This window comes from Polymorphospora rubra (assembly GCF_018324255.1).
Lineage (GTDB): Bacteria > Actinomycetota > Actinomycetes > Mycobacteriales > Micromonosporaceae > Polymorphospora > Polymorphospora rubra.
Genome location: NZ_AP023359.1, coordinates 5,326,674 through 5,352,340, shown reverse-complemented (window position 1 = coordinate 5,352,340; position 25,667 = coordinate 5,326,674). Strand labels below are relative to the sequence as shown.

At 72.8% G+C, this 25,667-nt stretch carries 28 protein-coding genes, 1 pseudogene and 1 riboswitch; of the genes and pseudogenes, 6 read left to right on the top strand and 23 right to left on the bottom strand.

Annotated features, from left to right (window positions below; genetic code table 11):
- Positions 1–57: 57 nt before the first annotated feature.
- From argC to Prubr_RS24225, 12 genes and pseudogenes are all read right to left on the bottom strand, one after another.
- Complete coding sequence (argC, locus tag Prubr_RS24280) at positions 58–1,059, bottom strand: N-acetyl-gamma-glutamyl-phosphate reductase (RefSeq protein ID WP_212817170.1); 1,002 nt, start codon at positions 1,057–1,059, stop codon at positions 58–60.
- 79 nt (positions 1,060–1,138) lie between these two features.
- Positions 1,139–1,423 (bottom strand): DUF6510 family protein, encoded by a 285-nt coding sequence (locus Prubr_RS24275; RefSeq protein ID WP_212817168.1) that lies wholly within the window; start codon positions 1,421–1,423, stop codon positions 1,139–1,141.
- A 6-nt stretch (positions 1,424–1,429) separates the two neighbouring features.
- On the bottom strand, positions 1,430–2,194 hold the full coding sequence (locus Prubr_RS24270) for a ferredoxin reductase (RefSeq protein WP_246567574.1): 765 nt from the start codon (positions 2,192–2,194) through the stop codon (positions 1,430–1,432).
- Positions 2,164–2,763 carry a sulfite oxidase-like oxidoreductase gene (locus Prubr_RS24265; protein WP_212817167.1) on the bottom strand — a complete coding sequence of 200 codons (600 nt, stop codon included), beginning with the start codon at positions 2,761–2,763 and terminating at the stop codon, positions 2,164–2,166. Before Prubr_RS24265 ends, Prubr_RS24270 begins: the two co-directional genes overlap by 31 nt.
- Positions 2,764–2,950: 187 nt before the next feature.
- Entirely contained in the window at positions 2,951–3,403 is a 453-nt protein-coding gene (locus tag Prubr_RS24260) for a S26 family signal peptidase (protein ID WP_212817166.1), read from the bottom strand.
- 18 nt (positions 3,404–3,421) lie between these two features.
- The gene (gene pheT / locus Prubr_RS24255; protein ID WP_212817165.1) at positions 3,422–5,944 is read right to left on the bottom strand and encodes a phenylalanine--tRNA ligase subunit beta; all 2,523 of its coding nucleotides are present in this window, start codon (positions 5,942–5,944) and stop codon (positions 3,422–3,424) included.
- Between the two features lie 27 nt (positions 5,945–5,971).
- Positions 5,972–7,054, bottom strand: coding sequence for a phenylalanine--tRNA ligase subunit alpha (pheS, locus tag Prubr_RS24250; RefSeq protein WP_212817164.1), 1,083 nt, complete (start codon positions 7,052–7,054; stop codon positions 5,972–5,974).
- A gap of 261 nt (positions 7,055–7,315) precedes the next feature.
- Positions 7,316–8,230, bottom strand: a complete 915-nt coding sequence (locus tag Prubr_RS24245; RefSeq protein WP_212817163.1) for a TrmH family RNA methyltransferase — start codon at positions 8,228–8,230, stop codon at positions 7,316–7,318.
- An 11-nt stretch (positions 8,231–8,241) separates the two neighbouring features.
- A complete protein-coding gene (rplT, locus tag Prubr_RS24240) occupies positions 8,242–8,634 on the bottom strand; it encodes a 50S ribosomal protein L20 (RefSeq protein WP_212817162.1) in 393 nt (130 codons plus the stop codon).
- Positions 8,635–8,669: 35 nt separating this feature from the next.
- Positions 8,670–8,864, bottom strand: a complete 195-nt coding sequence (gene rpmI / locus Prubr_RS24235; RefSeq protein WP_212817161.1) for a 50S ribosomal protein L35 — start codon at positions 8,862–8,864, stop codon at positions 8,670–8,672.
- Between the two features lie 19 nt (positions 8,865–8,883).
- Positions 8,884–9,510: a translation initiation factor IF-3 gene (gene infC, locus Prubr_RS24230; protein ID WP_212817160.1), complete on the bottom strand. Its 627-nt coding sequence runs from the start codon at positions 9,508–9,510 to the stop codon at positions 8,884–8,886.
- A 319-nt stretch (positions 9,511–9,829) separates the two neighbouring features.
- Positions 9,830–10,314: pseudogene (locus Prubr_RS24225) on the bottom strand (PH domain-containing protein).
- 167 nt (positions 10,315–10,481) lie between these two features.
- On the opposite strand from Prubr_RS24225, the gene Prubr_RS24220 reads away from it, so the two are divergent.
- On the top strand, positions 10,482–11,630 hold the full coding sequence (locus Prubr_RS24220) for a PASTA domain-containing protein (protein WP_212817159.1): 1,149 nt from the start codon (positions 10,482–10,484) through the stop codon (positions 11,628–11,630).
- A gap of 13 nt (positions 11,631–11,643) precedes the next feature.
- On the opposite strand, the gene Prubr_RS24215 is transcribed toward Prubr_RS24220, so the two are convergent.
- The 4 genes from Prubr_RS24215 to Prubr_RS24200 form a co-directional block, all read right to left on the bottom strand.
- A complete protein-coding gene (locus Prubr_RS24215; protein ID WP_212817158.1) occupies positions 11,644–12,267 on the bottom strand; it encodes a class I SAM-dependent methyltransferase in 624 nt (207 codons plus the stop codon).
- Positions 12,268–12,303: 36 nt separating this feature from the next.
- Entirely contained in the window at positions 12,304–13,230 is a 927-nt protein-coding gene (locus tag Prubr_RS24210) for a DMT family transporter (RefSeq protein ID WP_212817157.1), read from the bottom strand.
- 88 nt (positions 13,231–13,318) lie between these two features.
- The gene (gene hisG, locus Prubr_RS24205) at positions 13,319–14,224 is read right to left on the bottom strand and encodes an ATP phosphoribosyltransferase (RefSeq protein ID WP_212817156.1); all 906 of its coding nucleotides are present in this window, start codon (positions 14,222–14,224) and stop codon (positions 13,319–13,321) included.
- 43 nt (positions 14,225–14,267) lie between these two features.
- Positions 14,268–14,531 carry a phosphoribosyl-ATP diphosphatase gene (locus Prubr_RS24200; protein WP_192768547.1) on the bottom strand — a complete coding sequence of 88 codons (264 nt, stop codon included), beginning with the start codon at positions 14,529–14,531 and terminating at the stop codon, positions 14,268–14,270.
- A gap of 267 nt (positions 14,532–14,798) precedes the next feature.
- Between Prubr_RS24200 and Prubr_RS24195 the strand changes: the two genes are divergently transcribed.
- From Prubr_RS24195 to Prubr_RS24185, 3 genes are read left to right on the top strand one after another with little or no spacing between them, the layout of a single operon-like run.
- The gene (locus Prubr_RS24195) at positions 14,799–15,671 is read left to right on the top strand and encodes an ABC transporter substrate-binding protein (RefSeq protein WP_212817155.1); all 873 of its coding nucleotides are present in this window, start codon (positions 14,799–14,801) and stop codon (positions 15,669–15,671) included.
- Positions 15,668–16,507: an amino acid ABC transporter permease gene (locus tag Prubr_RS24190; RefSeq protein WP_212817154.1), complete on the top strand. Its 840-nt coding sequence runs from the start codon at positions 15,668–15,670 to the stop codon at positions 16,505–16,507. Before Prubr_RS24195 ends, Prubr_RS24190 begins: the two co-directional genes overlap by 4 nt.
- A 1-nt stretch (position 16,508) precedes the next feature.
- Positions 16,509–17,252 carry an amino acid ABC transporter ATP-binding protein gene (locus tag Prubr_RS24185; RefSeq protein ID WP_281425836.1) on the top strand — a complete coding sequence of 248 codons (744 nt, stop codon included), beginning with the start codon at positions 16,509–16,511 and terminating at the stop codon, positions 17,250–17,252.
- An 8-nt stretch (positions 17,253–17,260) separates the two neighbouring features.
- On the opposite strand, the gene ribH is transcribed toward Prubr_RS24185, so the two are convergent.
- The 6 genes from ribH to rpe all read right to left on the bottom strand — a co-directional run bounded on the left by ribH (position 17,261) and on the right by rpe (position 22,866).
- Positions 17,261–17,728 (bottom strand): 6,7-dimethyl-8-ribityllumazine synthase, encoded by a 468-nt coding sequence (gene ribH, locus Prubr_RS24180; protein WP_212817153.1) that lies wholly within the window; start codon positions 17,726–17,728, stop codon positions 17,261–17,263.
- Positions 17,729–17,760: 32 nt separating this feature from the next.
- Positions 17,761–19,014, bottom strand: coding sequence for a bifunctional 3,4-dihydroxy-2-butanone-4-phosphate synthase/GTP cyclohydrolase II (locus Prubr_RS24175; protein ID WP_212817152.1), 1,254 nt, complete (start codon positions 19,012–19,014; stop codon positions 17,761–17,763).
- Positions 19,014–19,643, bottom strand: coding sequence for a riboflavin synthase (locus Prubr_RS24170; RefSeq protein WP_212817151.1), 630 nt, complete (start codon positions 19,641–19,643; stop codon positions 19,014–19,016). The genes Prubr_RS24175 and Prubr_RS24170 overlap by 1 nt, the downstream gene beginning before the upstream one ends.
- Before the next feature lie 3 nt (positions 19,644–19,646).
- Positions 19,647–20,708 carry a bifunctional diaminohydroxyphosphoribosylaminopyrimidine deaminase/5-amino-6-(5-phosphoribosylamino)uracil reductase RibD gene (gene ribD, locus Prubr_RS24165; protein WP_212817150.1) on the bottom strand — a complete coding sequence of 354 codons (1,062 nt, stop codon included), beginning with the start codon at positions 20,706–20,708 and terminating at the stop codon, positions 19,647–19,649.
- A 143-nt stretch (positions 20,709–20,851) separates the two neighbouring features.
- Positions 20,852–21,032, bottom strand: a riboswitch (FMN riboswitch).
- Positions 21,033–21,146: 114 nt separating this feature from the next.
- Positions 21,147–22,109, bottom strand: coding sequence for a GGDEF domain-containing response regulator (locus Prubr_RS24160; RefSeq protein WP_246567572.1), 963 nt, complete (start codon positions 22,107–22,109; stop codon positions 21,147–21,149).
- Positions 22,110–22,185: 76 nt separating this feature from the next.
- Complete coding sequence (rpe, locus tag Prubr_RS24155) at positions 22,186–22,866, bottom strand: ribulose-phosphate 3-epimerase (RefSeq protein WP_212817149.1); 681 nt, start codon at positions 22,864–22,866, stop codon at positions 22,186–22,188.
- A 120-nt stretch (positions 22,867–22,986) separates the two neighbouring features.
- Here rpe and ppgK point away from each other — a divergent pair, with 120 nt between their 5' ends.
- Positions 22,987–23,721: a polyphosphate--glucose phosphotransferase gene (gene ppgK / locus Prubr_RS24150; RefSeq protein WP_212817148.1), complete on the top strand. Its 735-nt coding sequence runs from the start codon at positions 22,987–22,989 to the stop codon at positions 23,719–23,721.
- 58 nt (positions 23,722–23,779) lie between these two features.
- Here the strand turns inward: ppgK and Prubr_RS24145 are convergent, their stop codons facing one another.
- Positions 23,780–24,280, bottom strand: coding sequence for a DUF456 domain-containing protein (locus Prubr_RS24145; RefSeq protein ID WP_212817147.1), 501 nt, complete (start codon positions 24,278–24,280; stop codon positions 23,780–23,782).
- A 511-nt stretch (positions 24,281–24,791) separates the two neighbouring features.
- Here Prubr_RS24145 and Prubr_RS24140 point away from each other — a divergent pair.
- Positions 24,792–25,664 (top strand): septum formation family protein, encoded by an 873-nt coding sequence (locus Prubr_RS24140; protein WP_212817146.1) that lies wholly within the window; start codon positions 24,792–24,794, stop codon positions 25,662–25,664.
- Positions 25,665–25,667 lie beyond the last annotated feature (3 nt).

Sequence of the window (25,667 nt, the reverse complement as noted above, 5' to 3'; positions counted from 1 at the left end):
TCACCTCGCTCCGCTCGCCGGCACCTTCGAAAAGCCTGAACCACACGGCTCGCTCGCTCACGGTGCAACTCCGAATACGGACAGGCCGGTGGTCTCCGGCAGGTCGAACATCAGGTTGGCGCACTGCACGGCCTGGCCGGCGGCGCCCTTGCCGAGGTTGTCGATCGCGCTGGTGACGATCACGCGGCCGGAGTCGACGTCGACGGTGGCCTGGAGGTGGCAGGAGTTGGAGCCCAGCGTGGCGGCGGTGTGCGGCCACGCACCCTCCGGCAGCACGTGCACGAACGAAGCGTCGGCGTAGGTGGCGGTGAGCACGTCACGCGGGTCGGCCGCTCCGGTGGGCCGGGCGGTGACGGTCGCCAGGATGCCGCGCGGCATCGGTGCGAGAACCGGGGTGAACGACAGGCTGGCCGCGCCGGTGGCCTGCTTGATCTCGGGCACGTGCTGGTGGGCGCCGACCTTGTAGGGCGTCAGGTCGCCCATCACCTCGCTGCCGAGCAGGTTGACCTTGGCGGCGCGGCCGGCGCCGGAGGTGCCGGACGCGGCGACGACGACCACGTCGGTGGGCTCGACGGCACCGGCGGCGATCAGCGGCGCCAGCGCGAGGCTGATCGCGGCGGCGTAGCAGCCGGTCGCGGCGACCCGGGTGGATCCGGCGATGGCGGCCCGGGCGCCGGGCAGCTCGGGCAGGCCGTAGGTCCAGGCGCCGGCGTGCGTGCCGCCGTAGTAGCGGGTCCAGGCGTCGGCGTCGGCGAGCCGATGGTCGGCGCCGAGGTCGACGACCCGCACACCATCGGGCAGTTGCGCGGCGAGCGCCGCGGACTGGCCGTGCGGCAGCGCCAGGAAGACCAGGTCCGCGTCGGCGAGGGTCGCCGGCCCGGTTTCGACGAGCGTCAGGTCGAGGCCGGCCAACTGCGGGTGTACGGCGGAGATCCGTGCCCCGGCCTGGGTGTGTGCGGTGGCGGCGACGAGGTCGAACTCGGGGTGCCCGGCGAGGATGCGGAGCAGTTCCCCGCCCGCGTATCCACTCGCTCCGGCCACCGCGACCCTGATACCCATGTATACCTCCGTATTGCTATGCGTGCGAAGGTATCAGGATGCAGCGCCGGACCGCAAGAATATGCAGTGCAGCTAATGATCAAACGATAACCCGGCCTTCCGGCGGCATCGGGATCCGCAGGCACTCCACACCGCGCAGGTCGAGCCACGCCGCCTGCGGCGATCGGACCAGCCGCAACACCACCCCGGAACAGTTCGGGCATCGCGCCACCAACCCCGGTCCGTGGTCGTAGACCAGCAGCGCCGCCACCGGCGCGTCCAGCCCGCACGAGACGCACCGACCGTCCGCGGCCGTCATGTCGACCGCGAAGAGCTCCCGCAACGGACCGGCCAGCGCGTTTCCATCGACATACTGCTCGGTCATGTCAACTCAACCTCCGGTGGGGCCGAACCGCTCGGTACGGATCCGGCGCGGATCGTGCCCGAGCGCGACGAGGATGTCGGCGACCGCCTCCACGAACCCCGTCGGCCCGCACACGTAACAGACCGGCGCCAGGTCGGACGGCCAGCCGTGGGTGTTCACGTCCGCCACCGAGATCCGCCGCGGCGGCCCCGGCCACTGCGGCGGCGCCTGGCGGGTCCAGACGTACGCGACGTCCAGGCCGGCGTCGTCGCGGACCCGGCGGCGCAACTCGTCCGCGTAGAACAGGTCGTCGGGCGCACGCGCCGAACAGATCAGCCGGAACGGCACCCGGCTGCAGGCCGCCCGGCGGGCGCGGACCATCGCCATCAGCGGCACGATCCCCGACCCGCCCGCGACCAGCAGCACCGGCGCGGTGTCCGTCGGCCGCCACACGAACCAGCCACCGACCGGACCGCGGACCTCGACCGGGTCACCGATCCGGTACGTCTGCACCAGGTACGGCGACACCTCACCGTCCGGCACCCGCTGCACGGTCATCTCCACCCGCTCGCCGTCCTGCGGCGCGGCCAGCGAATAGCTGCGCGAAGCCTGGTATCCGTCCTGCGCGGTGAGCCGCACGTCGACGTGCTGCCCGGCCAGGTGTCCCGGCCAGCCGGCCACCTCGAGGACCAGCGTCCGGGCGGTCGGGGTCTCGTCGCGGATTTCCACCAGGCGGCCGACCCGCCAGGCGAGCCGCGGACTCAGTCCCCCTGGTACCGCTGCTCGCGCCACGGGTCACCGTAGTCGTGGTAGCCGGCCGTCTCCCAGAAACCCGGTTCGTCCTCGCGCAGCAGCCGCATTCCGCGCACCCATTTCGCCGACTTCCAGAAGTACAGGTGCGGGACGATCATCCGGGCCGGGCCACCGTGCTCGGGCGCCAGGTCCGCGCCGTCGAACCGGTACGCGATCCACGCCTGCCCGTCGCGCAGGTCGGCCAGCGGCAGGTTGGTGGTGTAGCCGCCGTACGACCGCACCAGCGCGTAGTCGGCGGTGGTCTCGACGTCGGCGAGCAGGGTGTCCAGCGAGACGCCCCGCCACGTCGTGCCGAGTTTGGACCACCGGGTGACGCAGTGGATGTCGACCGTCGGGTCCTCGCTGGGCAGCGCCATCAACTGCGGCCAGGTCCAACGGTGTTCGGCGCCCGTCTCGGTGGCGATCACGAACTCCCAGTGATCGAGGTCGACTCGCGGCGTGGGACCGGCCGACAGCACCGGGAAGTCCTCGACCAGGTACTGCCCGGGCGGCAGGGCCGGCTGCGTGGTGCGCCGGCGGCCCTGGAAGCCGGGCGTGACGATGCCCATCCGTCAGTCGTACCACCGGCGGGGCGCCCGTGTCCGGCGCAGCCGGGAACCGGCCGGACAACACCGCCGGACGCCTGCCACCCGGCGGGGCGGGGCGGGCGCGCCGCGGTCGCCGCCGACCGGCCCCGGGTCGCCACCGACCGGCCCCGGGTGGCGCCACCCGGCCGTGGGGTGGCGCCGAACGTGGTCAGGTCGGGCCCCGCCGGCCGTACCGGCGGGGCCCGACGACGACGCCGAGCAGGTCGGTCGCGGTGAAGTAACCGATGTGCCGCGAGTCGCGGCTGGCCGGCGGGTTGTCGCCGAACAGCACCAGGCGGCCGGGCGGCACCCGCCGACCCCCGCCGGCCGGCTGGACCGCGACGTCGGACGGCACCGGGTCACCCGGCAGCGCCACCGCCCGCTTGACCAGCAGGCCGCGCGGCGGGGTGGCGGACCAGCCGGCCGGGGTCCGCACCACGACGACGTCGCCACGGCGGATCCCGGCCAGGGTGGTGCGCCGGGCGACCACCCGGTCGCCCGGCCGCAGCGTCGGCCGCATGCTGTCGCCGGCGATCGACACGACCAGCCAACGCCGCCGGACCCACCACGCGACCCCGGCCGCCGTCACCGCGAAGGCGGCCAGGAGCGCGCAGACCGCCATGACCGACGCCACTGCCGGTCAGGCGCCGCGCAGCACCGCACCGAACCGGGACGCCGCCCGCGAGACCGCCGCGTCGCGGGCGGCCACCGCCTCCTCGCCGGTCAGCGTCCGGTCCGGCGCCCGGAAGGTCAGCTTGTACGCCAGCGACCGCCGCCCCGCACCGAGCTGCTCGGAGGTGTAGACGTCGAACAGACGTACCGACTCCAGCAGGTCACCGGCGCCCTCCGCGAGGGCGTCCTGCACCGATTCGGCCGGGACGGCCGAGTCGACGACCAGCGCCACGTCGATCAGGGCCGGCGGGAAGCCGGAGACGCGTGGGGCGGGCACCACCGGCGCGGCCGGCAGCGCGTCGAGGTTCAGCTCCACCGCGCAGGTACGCCGGGGCAGTTCCAGTGCCGCCACGACCCGCGGGTGCAGCTCGCCGGCGTATCCGACGACCGTGTCGTCGACGAGCACCTCGGCACAGCGCCCCGGATGCCACGGCGCCCGGTCACCGGAGCGGACGGTGACCCGGTCGTCGGGGATGCCGGCCACCTCGACCACGGTCCGGGCGGCCCGCACCGCGTCGGACCAGTCGGCCGGGCGGCCACCGCCCCACCAGCCGGCCGGGTCGATGTCGCCGGTGAGCACCGCCGCCACGTGCCAGGGCTGGTGCGGCACGGTCGCGTCGGCGGCGGCGAACTCGGCCGGCGACGGCCGGTCGTCGACCCCCATCACCGGGGGCCGGCCGGCATCGGCACGCGGTTCGAAGACCATCCCGATCTCGTACAGCGCCAGGTCGCGGTGGCCGCGTCCGACGTTGCGGCGCAGGATGCCCAGCAGCGGGCCGAGCAGCGTCGTGCGCAGCAGCGGCTCCTCGTCGGACAGCGGGTTGGCCAGCCGGATCGCCGACCGGCGGGGGTCGTCGGCCGGCAGGCCCAGACCGTCGAGCATCTCCGGGCCGACGAACGGATACGACAGCACCTCGACGAACCCGGTCTCGGCGAGGGTACGGGCGACGGAGCGGCGCCGGCGCTGCTCGTCGGTGAGTCCCCGGCCGGCCGGGGCCAGCGGCAGGGCGCCGGGCACGTTGTCGTAGCCGTCGAGGCGGGCGACCTCCTCGACGAGGTCGGCCGGGTCGGTCAGGTCGGGCCGCCAGGTCGGCGGGGTGACGCCGATCCGGTCGCCGGTGCCGGTGCCGGGCGCGACGCCACCCGCCGAGGTGACGGTGCAGCCGATCTCCTCCAGGAGGGCGACCACGCGGGCCGGCGGGTAGGCCACGCCGACCCGGCGGGCCGGCAGCGTCACGTCGAGGTCGACCGGCGTCGGCGGGGCGACCTGGTCGAAGTCGAGGATCTCGGCACCGGCCGTGCCGCCGCCGTGCTCGGTGAGCAGGGTGACGGCGCGCTCGACGGCGACCAGCGGCAGCGCCGGGTCGACGCCACGCTCCCACCGCTTGGCGGCCTCGCTGAACAGCTTGTGCCGGCGGGCGGTGCGGCCGACCATCACCGGGTCCCAGTGCGCCGCCTCGAAGAGGACCTCGGTGGTCTCCGGCATGACCTCGCTGGTCTGCCCACCCATCACCGCGGCCAGCGAGATCGGGCCGCTGTCGTCACAGATGATCATGTCCTCGGCGTCGAGGACCCGGACCACCCCGTCGAGCGTGGTCAGCTTCTCCCCCGCGGTGGCCCGCCGCACGACCAGCGGACCGGTGAGCCGGGCCAGGTCGAAGGCGTGCATCGGCTGGCCCAGCTCCAGCATCACGTAGTTGGTGATGTCGACCGCCAGCGAGATGCTGCGGATGCCGGCCAGGGTCAGCCGCCGGGACATCCACTCCGGCGAGGCGGCCGTCGGGTCGATGCCGCGGACCACCCGGCCGGCGAACCGGTCGCAGCCGAGCGGGTCGCGGACCTCGACCGGGTAGGCCGGCTGCGGGGTCGCGCCCGGCGCCGGCACCAGGCCGGGGTCACGGAACGGCACCCCGAACGAGTGCGCCAGCTCGCGGGCGATGCCGCGCACCGACATCGCGTAGCCACGGTCCGGGGTGATCTCGACCTCGACGACGATCTCGTCGAGCCCGACGACCGGCCGTGCGTCGTCGCCGGGCCGGGCCGGGCCGTCGGCCGGCAGCACCAGGATGCCGGCGTGGTCCTCGCCGAGCCCCAGCTCGCGGACCGAGCAGATCATGCCGTTGGAGTTGCGGCCGTACGTCTTGCGGGCGCCGATCCGGAACCCGCCGGGCAGCTCGCCGCCCGGCAGGATCACCACGACCCGGTCACCGACGGCGAAGTTGGTGGCCCCGCAGACGATCTCCTGCGGCTCGCCGGTGCCGTTGGCGGCGCCGACGTCGACCCGGCAGAACCGGATCGGCTTCTTGAAGCCGGTCAGCTCCTCGATCTCGCGGACCTCGCCGACGACCAGCTGACCGGTCACCGTCGCCCGAAGGTCCACGATGGACTCGACCTCGAGGCCGAGGCCGACCAGGGCCTGCTCCAGCCGCTCCGCGGTCAGGTCGGCGGGCAGGTCGACGTGCTCGCGCAGCCAGGAAATAGGAACTCGCATGTCTTCGTGTCTCCCAGAACTCGGCCGCTAGATCTCGACACCGAAGGCGCGGGTGAACCGCACGTCGCCCTCGACCATGTCGCGCATGTCGCTGACCCCGTGCCGGAACATCAGGGTGCGCTCGATGCCCATCCCGAACGCGAACCCGGAGTAGACCTCCGGGTCGATGCCACAGGCCCGCAACACCCTCGGGTTGACCATGCCGCAGCCGCCCCACTCGACCCAGCGCGGACCGTCGCGGTGCTCGGCGAACCACACGTCGAACTCCGCCGACGGCTCGGTGAACGGGAAGTAGTGCGGCCGCCAGCGGGTCCGCGCGTCCGGGCCGAACATCGCCCGGGCGAAGTGGTCCAGGGTGCCGCGCAGGTGCGCCATCGTGATGCCCTTGTCGACGACCAGGCCCTCGACCTGGTGGAAGACCGGCGTGTGGGTGGCGTCGAGTTCGTCGGTGCGGTAGACCCGGCCCGGCACGACGACGTAGATCGGCGGGGTCCGGGTCAGCATCGTGCGCGCCTGCACCGGCGAGGTGTGCGTACGCAGCACCAGCCCGGACCCCTCCGCGGACCCGTCGGCCGCGGCGACGTGGAAGGTGTCCATCAGGCCCCGGGCCGGGTGGTCCGGCGGGATGTTCAGCGCGTCGAAGTTGGCCCACTCCAGCTCGACCTCGGGACCGTCGGCGATCTCGTAGCCCATGCCGACGAACAGGTCGCCGATGCGCTCCATGAGCGTGCTCAACGGATGCCGCGCGCCACGGGGGCGCCGACCGCCGGGCAGCGTGACGTCGACCCGCTCCTCGGCCAGCACCCGCTGCGCCTGTTCCTCCTGCAGCACCGCGTGGCGGGCGTCGAACCCGGCCTGGATCGCGGCCCGGGCCTGGTTGACGCGTTTGCCGGCGTCGGACTTGGCCGCCGGCGGCAGGGCGCCGATCTCGCGGCGGGCCAGCGACACCGGGGCCCGGTCACCCAGGTGCGCCGGGCGCAGCGCGGCGAGGGCGTCGAGGTCGGCGGCGTCGGCGAAGGCCTTCTCCGCCGCGGCGACGGCGTCGTCGAGGGCGTTCTGGTCGAGCAACGCGACCTGTTTGGGGTCGTACGGGTCGTTGCGGTAGGTCATGACGGGCGGGCACTCCTTCACGTCGGCGCGGTCCGGATGCACTGCGCGGTGAGCGGGCGTGACTTGGTCGACGCGGCGCGCGGCGTCAGGTGTTCCGGACGGCGGTGGAGAGTCTACGGACGCGCGGCTGTGCCGCAGCCCGCCGGTCGACGATCAAGGGATGGGGTCAGCCCCACCGCCCGCCGCGACCGGCGGGCTGGCTAAACGAGTGGCGGCGCACGGCGGCGTCGGACCGGCCGCGTTCGCTCGTGCCGTGCTCGTTCATCTCCGGGGCTCCCTGGAACGAAGTGCTCTGGCCGAAGCGTACAGGCAGACGGCCGCGGCGGCAGCCAGGTTCAGGCTCTCGGCCCGGCCGTGCAGCGGCACCCGGACCCGGGCGTCGGCGGCGGCGGCCAGTTCGGGCGGCAGGCCGTGGGCCTCCGACCCGAACAGCCACGCGGTCGGGCGGGCCAGCCCCCGGGCCGTACCGCCGGGTGTCGCGGCCAGGTCGGCGTCGGCGAGTTCGTCGAGGTCGGTGTCGCCGTAGCCGGTGGCGGCGAAGACGGTCAGGCCGGCGGCGCGCAGGGCGGCGACGACCGCGAACGGGTCGCCGTCACGGACCAGGTCCAGGTGGAACAGACTGCCGGCGGTCGCCCGCACGCATTTGCCGTTGTACGGGTCGACGGCGTCGCCCGCGAAGACGACCGCGCCCGCGCCGGCGGCGTCGGCCGTACGCAGCACGGTGCCGGCGTTACCCGGATCGCGGATCTCGGCGAGGACGGCGACCAGTCGGGGCGCCCGGGCGAGCCCGGCGGCCAGCGGCACGTGCCGCTGCGCGCAGACGGCGACGACGCCCTGCGGCGCCACCGTCTCGGTGAGGGCGGCCAGGCCGTCTTCGGTCACCGGCGACACCGGTACGCCCGCGGCGACGGCGGCGGCGACCAGGTCGTCGTGCCGGCGCAGCGCGTCGTCGGTGCCGAAGAGTTCGTGTACGCCGCCGGCGACGGTCAGCGCCTCGCGGACCGCCTGCGGTCCCTCGGCCAGGAACCGGCCGGTCGCCTCCCGGTCACGGCGGCGGTGCAGCCGCCGGGCGGCGACGACCCGCGGGGTACGCGGGGTGAACCGCGGCCCGTCGGCCCAGACATGGTCGAGGCGTCCCGCATGTTGTCCGGACAACACGTGGGACGCCTCGACCATGGTTCAGGGGATCAGGCGGCCTGGGCCGCCGGGCCACCGGTGCCCTCGGCCGCGACGGCGGCCTTGGCGACCTCGACGAGCGCGGTGAACGCCGCGGCGTCGTTGACGGCCAGGTCGGCCAGGATCTTGCGGTCGACCTCGACACCGGCGAGCCGCAGGCCCTGGATGAACCGGTTGTAGGTCAGCCCGTTGGCGCGGGCACCCGCGTTGATCCGGGTGATCCAGAGCTGCCGGAAGTCGCCCTTGCGGTCGCGGCGGTCCCGGTAGGCGTACTGCATCGAGTGCAGCACCTGCTCCTTGGCCTTGCGGTACAGGCGCGAGCGCTGGCCGCGGTAGCCGCTGGCGGTCTCCAGCAGGGTGCGGCGCTTCTTCTGGGCGTTGACTGCCCGCTTGACGCGTGCCATCTCAACTACTCCTTAGGTCAGTCGGGTGGCGCGCGTCAGCGGCCGAGCAGCTTCTTGATTCGCTTGACGTCAGCCTTGGCCACCTCGACCGTGCCGGTCAGCCGGCGCGTACGGGTGGAGGGCTTGCCCTCCAGCAGGTGGCGCTTGCCGGCCTGCTCGGTACGGAGCTTGCCGCGGCCGGTCACCCGGACCCGCTTTCCCGTACCGGTGTGGCTCTTCATCTTCGGCATGTGAAACGTCTCTCCCCTGTTACTCGCCGCTGTTTTCGGCGGCGGTGCCGGTGTCCCCGGCGGCCTGCGCCGGACCGGCCGGTGCCGCCTCGGTGTCGCGGTCACGCGGCGCTCCGCCACGGGCGGCGGTGGCGGCCACGGCGGACGCCTTGACGGCGCGGTGCGGCGCCAGAACCATGATCATGTTTCGGCCGTCCTGCTTGGGGGCGGCCTCGACGTATCCCAGTTCCGAGATCTCCGACTCGAGCCGGCGCAGGAGCCGGTAGCCCAGCTCCGGGCGGCTCTGCTCGCGACCGCGGAACATGATCGTCACCTTGACCTTGTCGCCCGCCTTGAGGAACCGCACCACGTGACCCTTCTTGGTCTCGTAGTCGTGCGGGTCGATCTTCGGCCGCAGCTTCATTTCCTTGATGACGGTCTGTTGCTGGTTACGCCGGGCTTCGCGCGCCTTGAGTGCACTCTCGTACTTGAACTTTCCGAAGTCCATGAGCTTGCACACCGGCGGGCGCGCCATCGGCGCAACCTCGACCAGGTCCAGGTCGACGTCCGCGGCCAACTGCAGGGCACGCTCCAGCGGGACGATGCCCACCTGCTCACCCTCAGGGCCGACGAGTCGGACCTCACGTGCCCGGATCTGCTCGTTCACCCGTGGCTCGACGCTGATGTGGCCTCCTCAGTCTGCTTTCACGTTGGCGCCGACTCCCGTCGGCGTCCCGAACGGGACACCGACGCGGAAAGCAGAAGGCCCCGGCGCATGCCAGGGCCTGCTCGACCGGTCGGCCACGACCCGCTCACGGGCGTGACACCCGGGGACGGGACGGACCCTCCCGGGCTGACCGGACCCGATCACCTGTTGCGGCGATCCGGGTGGGAGCAGGCGCTCCGCTTCGTGGCTGCCATGCAGCAGCCTGGTCGACTCGACAAGAGTACACGACTATGTGTGCGGGTGACCGACCCCCCGGTGGTCAGGCCGTTTCGGCGGCCGGTGCCAGGGTCGCCGACGAGTGCAGGGCACGCAGGGCACGCACGCCGTCGACGGCGTGCTCCTTGTCGACCACCTGCAGCGCCAGCACCGGAATCAGCTCGTCGTCGTGCAGTTCCACGCTGGCCCATGCCGAGCCCCGGTCGAACCGGACAGACCGGACGACATCCCATGGCAGGTCCCAGGAGCCGACCACGTTGCGGATCCGGACCCCCCTGGCATCGGCCTCGACCCGGGGCGGGTGAACATCAGGATGCCGGCAGCGATCAGCACGCCCAGACCGATCATCGCGAACTGGTCGCCGCGCTGGAACGACCCCATTCCCTCGCCGGTCGGGCCACGCAGCGCGGTGCCGACCACGGTGAACAGGACGACCACCGCCGCCGCCAGGGCCCAGCAGGTCTTGCGGATTCGCCGCGGCCGCAGCCGCACGACAGCGGAGTCACTCACCACCCCAGTGTGCCGCATAGAGGACTCTCGATACCTTGCCCGGTCCGGTGACCGGACACCGGGACGGGCGTCCGGCGGGTGGTCGGGAGCCCTGGGAATCGCATTTCCAATATCACCGGGAATGGCACTGACAGGTAGCCGATATTCGTCTCGACCGGCGCACCGCACCGTCGAACCATTACGCCATGACAGGACCGACCCCACCGCCCGCGAGCTGCCCGATCGGGTGGCAGCCGAGCGCACTGACCCCGGTCTTCTACGGAATGCGGGAATACTCCGCCGCGGAAGGCGCACCGACCCGGATCCGGGTCTTCTTTCCCAGCCTCGACGGCTCCGTGGCGACAGCTCCGATCCTCGACAGCTGCGGACGCTATCCGCTGATCATATTCGCACACGGTCACTGCGCGAATGATCCGAACCATTTCCGCAAATGGATCCAGTTGCCGGCCCAACTCGCCCGCAGCGGCTACGTCGTGGCGGTCCCGGAGCTGACCCACATCTCCGTCCTGCCGCAGAACGCGAACCACCCGTCGGTACCGGTGCTCGGGGCGGTGCTGAACTGGATGCGGCAGAACTGGGAGCACAGCGGCGTACTGATGCCCGCGGAGAGGACCGGGGTCGCCGGACACTCGTACGGGGCGCTCCTCGGGGCCTGGTTCGCCACGGTCACCCCGAACGTGGCCGCGTACGCCGGGCTGAGCGGCACCTGGCAGGAACTGAACGTCCCACTGCCGATCGCCGCCCTGAACCGGCCGAAGCTGATCGTCGCCGGGAGTCCGGTCGAGGACTCCTTCACCGAACTCAACTCCGCCCAGTGGTCGGCGCTGCCGATCCCCCGACACCGGACGACGTTCGCCAACGGGCGCCACTTCGACTACCTGCCGGCCGGGCAGACGCCGTGCGACCCGGAACGTGGCCCGTGTCCGCCGCTGGCGCTGGCCGCCGCCGACCTGGTGACGATGTTCTTCGCCAAGTACCTCTGGCCCGAGCACTCGCCGCACCTGCCCGGCCGGGTACCGGACAACCTCGTGCCACCGCCGCTGAACCTGACCCCGGAACAGGAGTTCTACGCCGGCAGCCACCTGATCGGGATGCCGGCGATGACCGGGGCGAACTGCGCGTACACGCTCGACTTCCAGGTCCCGCTACGCCCGGTGCCGCACGTCGTGGGCCTGCCGATGGTGCCGGCCCGGCAGCAGGTCATCGCGGCCGGCTTCCGGCCGACGTTGACCGGGCTCGGCACGTGGGTCTCGGCCCAGTCGCCGGCGGGCGGCAGCAGTGCCCCGTCCGGCAGCACCGTACGGCTGACGCTGCGCAGCGGCCCGATCCCCTGACCGGCCGGTCCCGTCAGTGGCTCCGGACGGCAAGGTGGGTCAGCCAGGCGACGCCGATCTCGGAGGTGTGCCGACGCCTCAGCCGGGTGTCGAAGTCGACGGCGAGCAGTGCGTCGACCTCCGCCGGGGCGTACCGGGCGAAGAACCTGGTGACACCGCCGGAGGCGTTCCAGAAGGACTCGTCCTCCCAGCCCTCCCCGCCGCCCTCCTTGAGCGCGACCATCAGCACGCCGCCGGGCCGCAGCACCCGGGCGACCTCGGCGAGCACCACCGGGGCGAGCGCCTTCGGCAGGTGCAGCAGCGACGCCGAGCACCAGACGCCCACGAACACCCCGTCCCGGAACGGCAGGCCGCGCATGTCGGCCTGGGTCAGGGGCTGCCCGCTGCGGGCCGCGGCCTGCCGAAGCATGCCGAGCGACAGGTCCAGCCCGACCACCCGGTGGCCGCGGTCCGCCCAGAACGCCATGTCCCGCCCGGCGCCACAGCCGAGGTCCAGGATCGGGCCGTCGCCGGCGAGCTTCCCGAACTCTTCGGCCAGCCCGAGATAGCTGGCCGGCATCTCGGCGTTGACCTTGGCAAACCGGTCGGCGATCTCGTCGTAGGCGGCCCGGTGGCGGATGTTGACCTCGTCCAGCATGCCGCCACGATAGGCGGATCCGGCCGGGCGTGCGGGTCAGGATCCGGCCGGGGCGGGACGGACCACCCGGCCGGACACGAACACCGCGACCAGCGTGAGCAGCGCGCCGGCCAGTACCGCGAGGCTCGCGCCGGGCCCGCCGGGCACGATCAGGTCGAGCAGCAGCGCCCCGCCGAGCTGGCCGCCGACGATGGCCAACCCGGTCCGCAGTACGCCGACCGACCGTACGCTGAGCAGCAGGATCGCCACGATCATCACGGCGAGTACGCCGCCGCCGTACAGGTACCAGTCGGTCGGCCACGGCCCGCTCAGATGCGGCACGACGCCGAGCGCCACCGCGGCGGCGACCACCGCCGGGGTGCTGACCGCGAAGTTGACGGCGGTGCCGGCGGCGTTGCTGCTGGCCGCCGAGAGGCGCGCGTTGAGTGCCGACTGCAGCGCCACGGCGAGGCCACCGGCGACCGCGAGCGCCACCCCGGCCAGGGCCAGATCGCCGTACGGGCGGCCGACCTGGGCCAGGGCCACCGCGGCGATGCCGAGCAGGGCCCCGGCCACCCGTGGACCGGTCAGCGCCAGCCGCCCGGCGGGTGCCAGGCCGACCCGGTCGACCGCCAGTCCGCCGAAGCTGTTGCCGGTCACCTGGGCGATGGTGAACAGGGCGACCCCGAGGACCGGTACGGCGTAGGTGGCGGCGGTGACGAAGAACGCGCCGCCCAGCCCGCCGAGGTACGCCCACCACGGCAGCCCGGACCGCCACAGCGCCCGCAGGCCGCTGCGCATCGACGGCATGACCAGCAGTCCGACGAGCACGACGGTCGTACCGACGGCGTTGTTGACCACCGCGCCCAGGGCCGCGTTGCCCATCCGGGTGCCGAGTTCGGCGTTGGCGGCGCTCTGTGCCGCCGAGGCGACCCCGCCGACGGTGGCCAGGCTCAGGGCGGCCCAGCCGGGCAGCGGCTTCACGCTCCGGCTCCCGGAACCGACCGGGTGAAGCGCCTTCCCGGACGCGGCATCTGCCCGGCCCGGTCGGCCGGGCCGGATCCGGCCGGCCTCACAGCCGGCAGGCGTGGATGTCGGTGACCAGGATCGCCCGGGCGCCCAGGTCGTACAGCTCGTCCATGATCCGGTGTACGGCGTCGCGCCGCACCATCGCCTGGACGGCCACCCAGCCCTCGCGGTGCAGCGGCGAGATGGTCGGCGACTCGATGCCGGGCGTCAGGGCGGTCGCCTGGTCGAGCAGGTCGGCGCGGACGTCGTACGCCAGCATGACGTAGCGGCGGGCGACCAGCACGCCCTGGAGCCGGCGGATGAGCTGCCCCGCCTGGCCGCTGAGCGGCGCGGCCGGGCCGGTGCCTCCGCCGGCCGGGTCGGCGCCGGCCGCCGGCGGGGTCGACGGCGCGTCGGAGCGGCCGATCAGCACCGCCGTGGAGTGCAGGATCGGCTCGCCAACGACGACCAGGCCGGCCTGGCGCAGCGTGGCACCGGTCTCGACGACGTCGGCGACGACGTCGGCGACACCGAGCCGGACCGCGTTCTCGACCGCCCCGTCGAGCCGGATCACCTCGGCCTCGCGGCCGTACTCGGCCAGGTGGCGGGCGACGACGCCGGGGAACGAGGTGGCGATCCGCCGGCCGCTGACGTCGCCGTCCGGGCCCAGGGTGCCGGGGCGGGCGGCGAAGCGGAACGAGGCGGCGGCGAAGTTCAGGTCGAGGATCTCGGTGGCCGGGCTGTCGGAGTCGACGAGCAGGTCCCGGCCGGTGATGCCGAGGTCGAGGTCGCCGGAGCCGACGTAGGTGGCGATGTCGCGGGGGCGCAGGTAGAAGAACTCGACGTCGTTGGCCTCGTCCTGGCAGACGAGGTCACGGTCGGAGGTGCGTTGGCGGTAGCCGGCCTCGCGCAGCATGTCGGCGGCCGGACGGGACAGGGTGCCTTTGTTGGGGACGGCGATACGCAGCATCTGTGGTGCTCCTTATGACGTTTCCGGTCGGTCGACGGGCACGTCACAGATGTCGGTAGACGTCCTTGAGCTCCAGTCCGGTGGCGAGCATCAGCACCTGGGCCTGGTAGAGCAGTTGGGAGATCTCCTCCGCGGCGCGTTCCGGGCCCTCGTGCTCGGCCGCCATCCACGCCTCGGCCGCCTCCTCGACGACCTTCTTGCCGATCGCGTGTACGCCGCGCTCCAGCGCGGCCACCGTCCCCGAACCCGGGGTGCCGGCGGCGGCCTTGGCCTGCAGTTCGGCGAACAGCTCCTCGAACGTCTTCACGGTCACGGATTCTCGCAGCCTCCCCGGCGCGGCCCCGCCGCCGGCCCTCCCCCTTTCCCATCCCCTGGCCCGCCGCGCCCGCGCCAACCCCCGTCGATCTTGCACTTGCCGCCCGCCAAAAGCCCCGAAAGGGGGAGATAACCGCAAGATCGCGGGAGAGTGGGCGGGGGTGGACGGGCCCGTCGAGGCGTGGGGCAGGTCACGGGGAAGTCGCGATGGTGTGACGGTTAACGATCCACGCCACCGCGCGCCCTATGCTCACCAGCCATGGCACGCCCATCCACCACCGTCACGCGCCTCGCCGCGACCGCCGCCGTACTGGTCGCCCTCACCGGCTGCGCCCCCGAGGAACCCACCCCCACCGCCACCGGCACCCCCGCCGGCGGGTCGACCTGCACCAAGGAGTCGCTGCCGACCCGCACCGCCGGCAAGCTCACCATCGGCACCGACGACCCGGCGTACGAGCCGTGGTTCAGCGGCAACGACCCGACCAACGGCGAGGGCTTCGAGTCCGCGGTCGCGTACGCGATCGCCGAGAAGCTCGGCTACGCCAAGGAGGACGTGGTCTGGACCCGGGTCCGGTTCGACAACGCGATCGCGCCGGGGCCGAAGGAGTTCGACTTCGACATCAACCAGTTCTCCATCACCGACGCCCGCAAGCAGGCCGTCGACTTCTCCTCGCCGTACTACAAGGTGCGGCAGACGGTCATCGCGCTGAAGTCGTCGAAGATCGCCGGCGCCGCCTCGCTCGCCGACCTCAGGGACGCCAAACTCGGCGCCCAGGTGGGCACCACCAGCTACTCGGCGATCACCGAACTGGTCAAGCCCAGCAGCCAGCCGCAGGTCTACAACACCAACGACGACGCGAAGAAGGCCCTGCAGAACGGCCAGATCGACGGCCTCGTGGTCGACCTGCCGACCGCGTTCTACATCACCGCCGCCGAGATCACCGACGCGAAGATCGTCGGCCAGGTGCCGCAGGTCGGCGTACCGGAGATGTTCGGCCTGGTCCTGGACAAGGGGTCGGCGCTGACCGGCTGCGTCAGCACCGCCGTCGACGACCTGAGCCGGGCCGGCACCCTGACCGAACTGGAGAAGAAGTGGCTCGCCCAGGTGGCGGGCGCACCCGAACTCACGTGACACCGCACACCCCGTCGAAACACCAGCTCGAGCGGACCGCCTACCGCAGGCGGCAGACGGTCCGCTCGGTGCTGGTCGCCGCGCTGTCGACCGGCGTGCTCGGCACGCTGCTCGTCGTCGCGGTCACCGGCGCGCCCGGCTGGGAACGGGTACGGGCGTCGTTCCTCGACCTCGACATCGCCCGCGACGCGTTCCCGGCCGTCCTCACCGGACTGTGGCTCAACGTACGGCTACTGGTCTTCTGCGCCGTCGGGGCGCTCGCCCTCGGCCTGCTGATCGCGCTGCTACGCACCCTGCGCGGCCCGGTCTTCTTCCCGGTCCGGGCGCTGGCGACGGGCTACACCTACACGTTCCGTGGGCTGCCGCTGATCATCGTGCTGTACGTGCTCACCCTCGGCGTGCCCGGGCTGCGGCTGCAGGGCATGCCGAGCGTGCTGGTGCTCGGCGGCGCCGCCCTGGTGCTGACGTACGGCGGCTACCTGGCCGAGGTGTTCCGGGCCGGCATCGAGTCCGTGCACCCGAGCCAGCTCGCGGCGGCCCGCTCGCTGGGGCTGACGTACCGGCAGACGATGCGCCACGTGGTGCTGCCGCAGGCGGTGCGCCGGGTCGCCCCGCCGCTGCTGAACGACACCGTGGCACTGCAGAAGGACGTCGGACTGGTGTCGCTGGCCGGACCGATCGACGCCGTACGCGCCGCGCAGATCGCGACCGCCGAGACGTTCAACTACACCCCGTACATCCTGGCCGGGGTGCTGTTCGTGCTGCTGGCGATCCCGCTGATCGCGGTCACCGACTGGGTGACGCTGCGGGCGGCCCGCCGACAGGCAGGAGGCTGAGATGCCGGTGCTGTCCTGCCGGAGCCTGCGCAAGGTGTTCGCCGGCAACGTCGTACTCGACGGGCTGGACCTCGACGTCGCCGAGCACGAGGTGGTGGCGCTGATCGGGGCGTCCGGCTCGGGCAAGTCGACGCTGCTGCGCTGCGTCAACCTGCTCGAGGAGATCGACGACGGCACGATCCACCTCGACGGCGACCACATCACCGCCCCCGGGACCGACGCCGACCGGGTACGTCAGCGGATCGGCATCGTGTTCCAGGCGTACAACCTGTTCCCGCACCTGACCGTGCTGGACAACATCACCCTCGCCCCGCGCCGGGTGCACCGGCGGGACCGCGCCGACGCCGAGGCGCAGGCCCGCGAACTGCTGGCCCGGGTCGGGCTGGCGGAGAAGGCCGGCGCCTATCCCGACCGGCTCTCCGGTGGCCAGCAGCAGCGGGTGGCGATCGTCCGGGCACTGGTCAACTCGCCGCGGCTGATGCTGCTCGACGAGGTCACCTCGGCACTGGACCCGGAACTGGTCGGCGAGGTGCTGACCATGATCCGCGACCTGAAGGCGGACGGGATGACGATGGTGCTGGCCACCCACGAGATGAGCTTCGCCCGGCAGGTCGCCGACCGGGTCTGCTTCCTCGACGGCGGCCGGGTGATCGAGCAGGGCCCGCCCGAGCGGGTGTTCGGCGCCCCGACCGAGCCCCGGACGAGGCAGTTCCTGCGCCGCATCATCGAGGCCGGCCGCCTCTGAGGCGCGGGTCAGAGGGCGCGGATGGCCAGGGCGGCGTCGAGCACCGCGACGGCGCTGTCCCAGCCCTTGTCCTCCGCCGAGTCGGGCAGGCCGGCCCGGTCGCGGGCCTGCCCGATCGTGTTGACCGTCAGCACCCCGTGGCCGACCGGGGTCGACTCGTCGAGCGCGACCCGGGTCAGCCCCTCGGTCACCGACTGGCAGACGTAGTCGAAGTGCGCGGTCTCGCCGCGTACGACGACGCCGAGCGCCACCACCGCGTCGCAGCGGCGGGCCAGCGCCTGCGCCACCACCGGCAGCTCCACCGACCCGGCGACCCGGGCGACCACCACCTCGCGTACGCCGCACGCCTTGCCGGCCGCGACCGCCCGGTCGAGCATGTGGTCGACCAGTTGCCCGTGCCAGCGCGCGGCGACCACGCCGAGCGTCAGCCCGCCGGCCTCCACCGTGGACACCCCGGGGGCACCGAATCCCGCCATCGTCAGACTCCGTTCCGTGGGAAGGTGGACCGCTACGCCGTACCGTCGGCGACGGCGTCGAGCCGGCCCGTCTCGCCGTCGAGCTCGTCGAGCAGGTGACCCATCCGGTCGCGCTTGGTCCGCAGGTAGCGCACGTTCTCCGGGTGCGAGCGGACCGGCAGCCGCACCCCGCCGACGATCTTCAGGCCGTAGCCCTCCAGCCCGGCGCGCTTGGCCGGGTTGTTGGTGATCAGCCGCATCGACCGGACGCCGAGGTCGTAGAGGATCTGCGCCCCGGTGCCGTAGTCGCGGGCGTCGGCCGGCAGCCCCAGTTCCAGGTTGGCGTCGACGGTGTCGCGGCCCAGGTCCTGCAACTGGTAGGCCTGCAACTTGTGCAGCAGCCCGATGCCGCGCCCCTCGTGGCCGCGGACATACAGCACGACCCCGCGGCCCTCCTGCGCCACCCGGGCCAACGCCGCGTCGAGCTGCGGGCCGCAGTCGCAGCGCAGCGAACCGAACACGTCCCCGGTCAGGCACTCCGAGTGCACCCGGACCAGCACGTCCTCACCGTCGCCGAGGTCGCCGGCGACCAGCGCGATGTGCTCGTTGGTGTCGTACGCGGCGCGGTAGCCGACCGCCCGGAACACCCCGTGCGCGGTCGGGATGCGGGCCTCGGCGACCCGCTCCACCTGCTTCTCGGTACGCCGTCGGTAGGCGATCAGGTCGGCGATGGTGATCAGGGTCAGCCCGTGCTCGGCGGTGAACCGCGCGAGGTCCGGCAGCCGCTGCATGGTGCCGTCGTCGTTGACCAGTTCGCACAGCACCCCGGCCGGCCGCAGCCCGGCCAGTACGGCGAGGTCGATGGCGGCCTCGGTGTGCCCGGGGCGGCGCAGCACCCCGCCGGCCTTGGCCCGTAGCGGCACCACGTGGCCGGGCCGGGCCAGGTCGACCGGGGACGTCGCCGGGTCGGCGAGCAGCCGGATGGTGTGCGCCCGGTCGGCGGCCGAGATGCCGGTGCTGACGCCCTCGCGGGCGTCGACGGTGACCGTGTACGCGGTGCCGCGCCGGTCCTGGTTGGTGTGGTACATCGGCGGCAGTTCGAGCCGGTCGGCGTCGGCCTCCGTCAGCGGCGCGCAGATGTAGCCCGAGGTGTGCCGCACCATGAACGCCAGCAGCTCCGGGGTGGCCAACTCGGCGGCGAAGATCAGGTCGCCCTCGTTCTCCCGGTCCTCGTCGTCGACGACGACGACCGGGCGGCCGGCCGCGATGTCGGCGACGGCCTGCTCGATGGTGCCGAAGACGGCCATCACGACCGCCCCGCGAGCGGCGCGGCCGACGCGGCGCCGGTCCCGCCCAGCAGCTTCTCCACGTACTTGGCGATCACGTCGACCTCCAGGTTGACCGGGTCACCGACGCCCTTGCGGCCGAAGGTGGTCAGGGTGAGGGTGGTCGGGATCAGACCGACCGAGAACGAGTCGTCGGCCACGTCGACGACGGTCAGCGACACCCCGTCGACGGTGACCGAGCCCTTTCCAACCACGTAACGGGCGAGTTCGGCGGGGAGCGAGAACCGCACCGTCTCCCACTTCTCGGCGGGTTCGCGGGCGGTGATCGTGGCCACCCCGTCGACGTGGCCCTGCACCAGGTGGCCGCCGAGCCGGGTGGCGAGGGTGGCGGCCCGCTCCAGGTTCACCCGGTCGCCCGGGGCCAGCGTGCCGAGCGCCGAGCGCCGCAGCGTCTCGCCCATCACGTCGGCGGTGAACACGTCGCCGTCGACGTCGACGACGGTCAGACAGACGCCGTTGACCGAGATCGAGTCGCCGTGCCGGGCGTCCGGGGCGACGACCGGGCCGCGTACGGCGACGAGCACCGAGTCGGCGCCGGTGTCGGTGACCCGGATGATCTCGCCGAGTTCCTCGACGATGCCGGTGAACATGCCCTAGCCCTCCCTGTTGCGGGGAACCGCGGTGAACCGCAGGTCGGGGCCGACCTGGGTGATGTCGACGAAGTCCAGCTCGATGATCTCGGCGATCGTGGTCACGCCCGCCCCGGACAGTGCGGTCGGGCCGGCCCCGAGCAGCTTCGGCGCGACGTACCCGATCACCCGGTCGACGAGGCCGGCGGCCAGGAACGCGCCGGCGAGCGTCGGCCCGCCCTCGAGCAGCACCGACCGCACACCGCGCCGGTCCAGGGCCGCGAGCAGCGCCGGCAGGTCGACCCGCCCGACGCCGTCGGCGCCGACCTCGTCGGCGGTCGCCACCCAGGTCCGGGCGGCGCCGTCGCGGACCCGGGCCTGTTGCGGGGTACGCCCCGACGAGTCGACCACGACCCGCAGCGGCTGGCGGATGGCGAGGCTGCCGTCGCGCAGGTTGCGGGCGGTGAGCCGGGGGTCGTCGGCGAGCACGGTGCCGACCCCGGCGAGGACGGCGTCGACGGTGCCACGCAGGGCGTGTACGTCCATCCGGGCCGCCTCGGAGGTGATCCACATGCTGGTGCCGTCGGCGGCGGCGGACCGGCCGTCGAGGGTGGCGGCGTACTTCCAGGTCACGTACGGCCAGCCGCGCCGCACCGAGGTCAGCCAGGCGATGTTGCCGGCCTCCGCCTCGGCCGCGCGGACCCCGGTGACCACCTCGACACCGGCCTCGCGCAGCGTGTGCGCGCCGCCGGAGGCGACCGGGTTGGGGTCGCTGACCGCGACCACGACCCGGGAGACGCCGGCCTGGATCAGGGCCTGCGCGCACGGGCCGGTGCGGCCGGTGTGGTTGCACGGTTCCAGCGTGACGACGGCGGTGCCGCCCTTGGCCCGCTCACCGGCCTGCGCCAGCGCCACGATCTCGGCGTGCGGGCCGCCGGTGTAGGCGTGGAACCCCTCGCCGACGACCTCGCCGGACGGGTCGAGCAGCACACAGCCGACCACCGGGTTGGGACTGGTCGTGCCGAGCCCGCGGGCGGCCAACGCGATCGCGCGGCGCATCGCCTCGTCGGTGGAGACGTTCGCCATGGTGCTGCCCCTGCTTTCCTCACGTGCCGGTCGGCGCGCGGGCAGGGGGATGAGCGGCGGCGGAGAACGGGGACGGCAGAGCCGACCCCGGCAAAGCCCGAGGAACGGCACACGAAGGTGCCGTCGACGGACCCGTCCGTCCCGCGCGCTGTCTCCCATCCGGACTGTCTGGGCGCGGGCCGCCGAGCGACCTGCCCCCAACCGTCGGCCCTGGAATCGTCACCAGGTCAACCGGCCGTTGGTTACGACCGGGTCGCGGGCTGACCGGGGCGCGAACCCCGGATCACCGCCGGTTCGGAATTACACCGAGTCCCGCCAGCGCGTGGTGGGTACTGCTCAGAGTTTTACACGAATACGCAAGCGGGGCGCGGCGGAGGCGACCTACCTCACACCGGGCGACCCGCGGCCGGTTCCGCCGGGCAGCCCCGTCCGCCCTGGTCAGCGGTTGTTGAGCCGGCGGTCGGCGGCGATGAAGGAACCCGGCTGACTCTTCGCCACCGACTTCATCTCGTTGGCCACCGCGATGATCTCGCGCGGGTCGGCGAACCGCTTGGCCGGTGTCGACAGGGCCACCCCGACCGACAGGGTGACCAGGTGGGCCTTGTGCACGTTGCCGCGCCGGTCCTTGACCTCGACGTAGCCGCGCTTGGCGTCGCGCGGGTCGTAGAGTTCGTCGGCGGCCTTCTCGAAGTCGACGACGGCCCGCTCGGTCAGCGGCCGTACCTGGTCGGGGGCGCAGACGATCACGAAGTCGTCACCGCCGACATGACCGAGGAACGCCGGCGGCAGCCCGGCGCCGAGCACCGCCCGGTGCAGGCTGCGGGCCAACGCGCTGATGAACTCGTCGCCGCGGCCGAAGCCGTAGCAGTCGTTGACGCTCTTGAACCGGTCGATGTCGATGTAGCAGACGGCGTAGTCGAGGCCGCCGCGTACCCGGTCGGTGATCTCCCGCAGGATCCGGTTGTTACCGGGCAACCCGGTCAGCGGCGACAGCTCGCGGTACTCCCGGTTGCGGCGCAACGTCGAGGCGACCCGGGCCACCAGTTCGGAGGTGTCGAACGGCTTGACCAGGTAGTCGTCCGCGCCCGCGGTGAGCCCGACGACCTTGTCGACGGTCAGGCCCTTGGCGGTCAGCATGATGATCGCCAGGGCGGCCGAGAGCGGGTCGGCCCGCAGCCGGCGGGTCAGCTCCAGGCCGTCGATCTCCGGCATCATCAGGTCGACCACGGCCAGGTCGGGGCGGTGCCGCTCGACCATCGCCAGGGCCTCCAGGCCGTCGCGGGCGCGGATCACCTCGAAGCCGTGCAGGCGAAGGTTGAACTCGACGAACCGGGCGATGTCGTCGTCGTCGTCGACGACCAGGATCAGGTCGGGACGGGCGTCGGCCGGCTCGACGCTCACCGTCGGCTCCGACCGCCCGCGACGGCGCCGGCCGGCCCGGCCGCCACCGCGCTCCCGCGCACCCCGCCGACCCCGCTCACGCCCGCGCGGCGGCGCGCTCGGCCAACTGCCGCAACCGCCGTACGGCCTGCGCCGGATCGTCGGCCCCGTAGACCGCGGTCCCGGCGACGAACGCGTCGGCACCGGCGTCGGCGGCCTGCTCGATGGTGTCGGCGGCGATCCCGCCGTCGACCTCGATCCGCAGCTCGAGGTGGCCGGCGTCGACGTGCCGGCGGGCGGTGCGGACCTTCTCGAGCAGTTCCGGGATGAACCGCTGCCCGCCGAACCCGGCCTTGATCGTCATGATCAGCAGGGTGTCGAAGCTCGGCAGCAGCTCCAGGTAGGGCTCGATCGGGGTGTCCCGGTCGATGGCCAGCCCGGCCTTGGCGCCGGCCGCCCGCAGGTCGCGGGCGAGCGCCACCGGGTTGTCCGACGCCTCGGCGTGGAAGGTGACGTTGTAGGCACCCGCGTCGGCGTAACCGGGTGCCCAGCGCCGCGGATCCTCGATCATCAGGTGTACGTCGAACGGCAGCGACGTGGCCGCGATCAGACTCTGCACGACCGGCAGGCCGATCGTCAGGTTGGGCACGAAGTGGTTGTCCATCACGTCGACGTGCAGCCAGTCGGCGGCTCCCTCCACCGCCCGGGCCTCATCGGCCAGGTTGGCGAAGTCGGCGGCGAGGATGCTGGGCGCGACGATCGGTGCTGGGGCGTTCACCGCGCCAGTGTACGAATCATCGACCGACACCGGACACGCGCCACCGCCGAAGGTCACGTAGGTTCGTTGTTCCAGTGGACAGCGGCACCCCGTGGGTGCGGAGCGGACGGTGAGTGGTCAATGAGCGTGCTGGGCATCGACATCGGTGGTTCGGGCATCAAGGGAGCACCGGTCGACCTGGCCACCGGTGAACTCGCGCAGCCCCGGCAGCGGATCGAGACCCCGGCACCGGCCGACGTGACCAGCGTCGTGGAGACCGTCGCCGAGGTGGTGACCCGCTTCGACGCGACCGACCGGGTCGGGATCACCTTCCCCGGTGTCGTCGTCGACGGCGTCGTACGCACCGCGGCGAACATGGACGACTCCTGGCTGGACGCCCCGGCCGCGGACCTGTTCGCCGCCCGGATCGGGATGCCGGTCACCGTGCTCAACGACGCCGACGCGGCGGGCGTGGCCGAGATGACGTACGGGGCGGGGCGGGGGCGGCGCGGGGTGACCCTGATGCTCACCTTCGGCACCGGCATCGGCAGCGCCCTGTTCCTCGACGGGGCGCTGGTGCCCAACACCGAGTTCGGCCACCTGGAGCTGCGCGGCGGCGACGCCGAGGAGTACGCCTCCGACCGGGCCCGCCAGCTCGACGGGCTGGACTGGCCGACGTGGGCCGGCCGGGTCCAGGAGTATCTGGAGATGGTCGAGATGCTGCTCCGCCCGGATCTGATGATCATCGGCGGTGGGGTGAGCAAGAAGGCCGCCGAGTTCCTGCCGTTCATCGACATCCGCACCCCGGTGGTGCCCGCCGAACTGCGCAACACCGCCGGGATCGTCGGCGCCGCCCAGGCCGCCACGCTGCGCTGACCGGCGGCTGGACCACCCGACCGGGACCGTCCGCCCTCGGACGCTCCCGGCCCGGCCGTCAGGCGACGATCAGGCCGACGACCCAGACGAACGCGATCCCGAGCGCCGCTCCCAACTCGATCAGCATCGACAGGCCGGCGGCCTTCAACGCGTTCTTCGTCGACGGCCACGCCGACTGGTTGTCGCCCAGCCGCATCCGCTCGGCGAGCCACACGCCGAGCACGAAGCCGAGGATCAGGCCGACCACCGGCACCACGAAGAACCCGACGAGGCCGAGCAGGCCACCGATCAGCAGCGTCCGGTTCGGCACCCCCGAACGTTTCAGGTTGCGGCCCGGCCAGCTGTACTGCACGACGGCGCCGACGACCGCGATCACGGTGGCGACGGCCAGGACCACCCACTTCGCCCAGCCGCCGTCGGCGAAGATCGCCCACAGCAGCACGCCGCCCCAGCACAGCGGCAGCCCGGGCAGCACCGGGACGATCACCCCGAGAATGCCGATGACGATCGCCACCCCGGCGATGAACGTGACCAGGGTGTCGGTCTCCGCGAGGTTCATTTCGGCACTCCAGCGGCGAAGCGGACGGATCGGCGTCATCGTACGTCGGCCCCGCGAGTTGGCCGCTTTCCAGCGCGCCGGGCGCCCGCCGCGCAACGCCATGGAACTGGCCGAGCAGGCACCCCACCCCTGATCCCCGCACCCCGCCCCGCAGCGTTGTTGATCTGGGCGGGAGAGACCTTATCCATCCCGGGTTAGGTCTCTCCCGCCCAGATCAACGTTTCCTCGTCGGGCGGGCGACCTGCGAGCGTGCACCGCGCCCTGCTGGGCGGCCTCGATCGTCTGCGGTTCAGGCGCTCGCGACGCCGTCCGGGGAGTGTCTGAACCGCAGACGCTGCGGATGATCGAGTTCGGCCGTACGGCGGAACCACACGTGCGACGGTTCCCGTAGGCTCCACGCCCGGCGGCCACCCCCACCCGACCTCCGGTTCCCCCGACCCGATCCACGCAGGACCGTCGACGGCCGGGCGGCCGCCGCTTCGACGAGCCCCCGAAAGGCATGGAACGATCAATGCGACGGTGGATGGCGGCCCTGGCCGCGACCGTGACGCTGGCCGTGGCGACCGGCTGCGGCAACCCGGCCGGAGTCGACGGCATGCTGACCGACGACTGGCCGGAGTTGCCGGCGGCGGTCGGCTTCGTGCCGGAGGCGAACGTCTGCCACGAATACGCGGGCTGGGTACGCCGCAAGGCCACCGAATACCGTCCGATCGCCTGCACCGAGAAACACCTGGCCGAAACCATCCAGGTCGGCACCTTTCCCGCTACCGTGACCGAGTATCCCGACGGCGGCACCGAGGCGCTGCGTGACGCGTACACCGAGTGTGACAAGGCGTCCCGGGACTGGCTCGGCGGCGACTGGCGGGAGGCCCCGCTGACGCTGGGGGTCGTACCGCCCAGCCAGAACGCGTGGCGCGGCGGTGCCCGCTGGTTCCGCTGCGATCTCGGCAGGCGCAACTCCATCGAGGACGACGCGCCCCGTTCCGGCACCGCCTCGCTCAAGGATGCGATGACCAACGGCTCGGAGCCACGCTACGGCTGCTACGACTTCGACGAGGACGAGAACGACGCGAAGCCCGTCCCGTGCGACCGGCGACACACGGCCGAGTTCGCCGGCACCTTCGAGACGAACCTGAGCTGGGAGAAGCTGTCCACTGACGGCAGCAACGACGCCATCCACCGGAACTGCCTGAAGGTCATGGCAAGGTTCGCGAAGGTGCCCGACGACGGCAACCTCCAGTACCGCGCCGGCAGCATCTACTACTACCCGAGCCTCGACGAGTGGGCGATGGGTAGCCGCAGCATCCGGTGCCTGCTCTGGTTGCCGGACGGCACCAACCGGTCCGTACGCGGTGGCGGCACCAGCGCCCTTCCGATCGGATGAGGA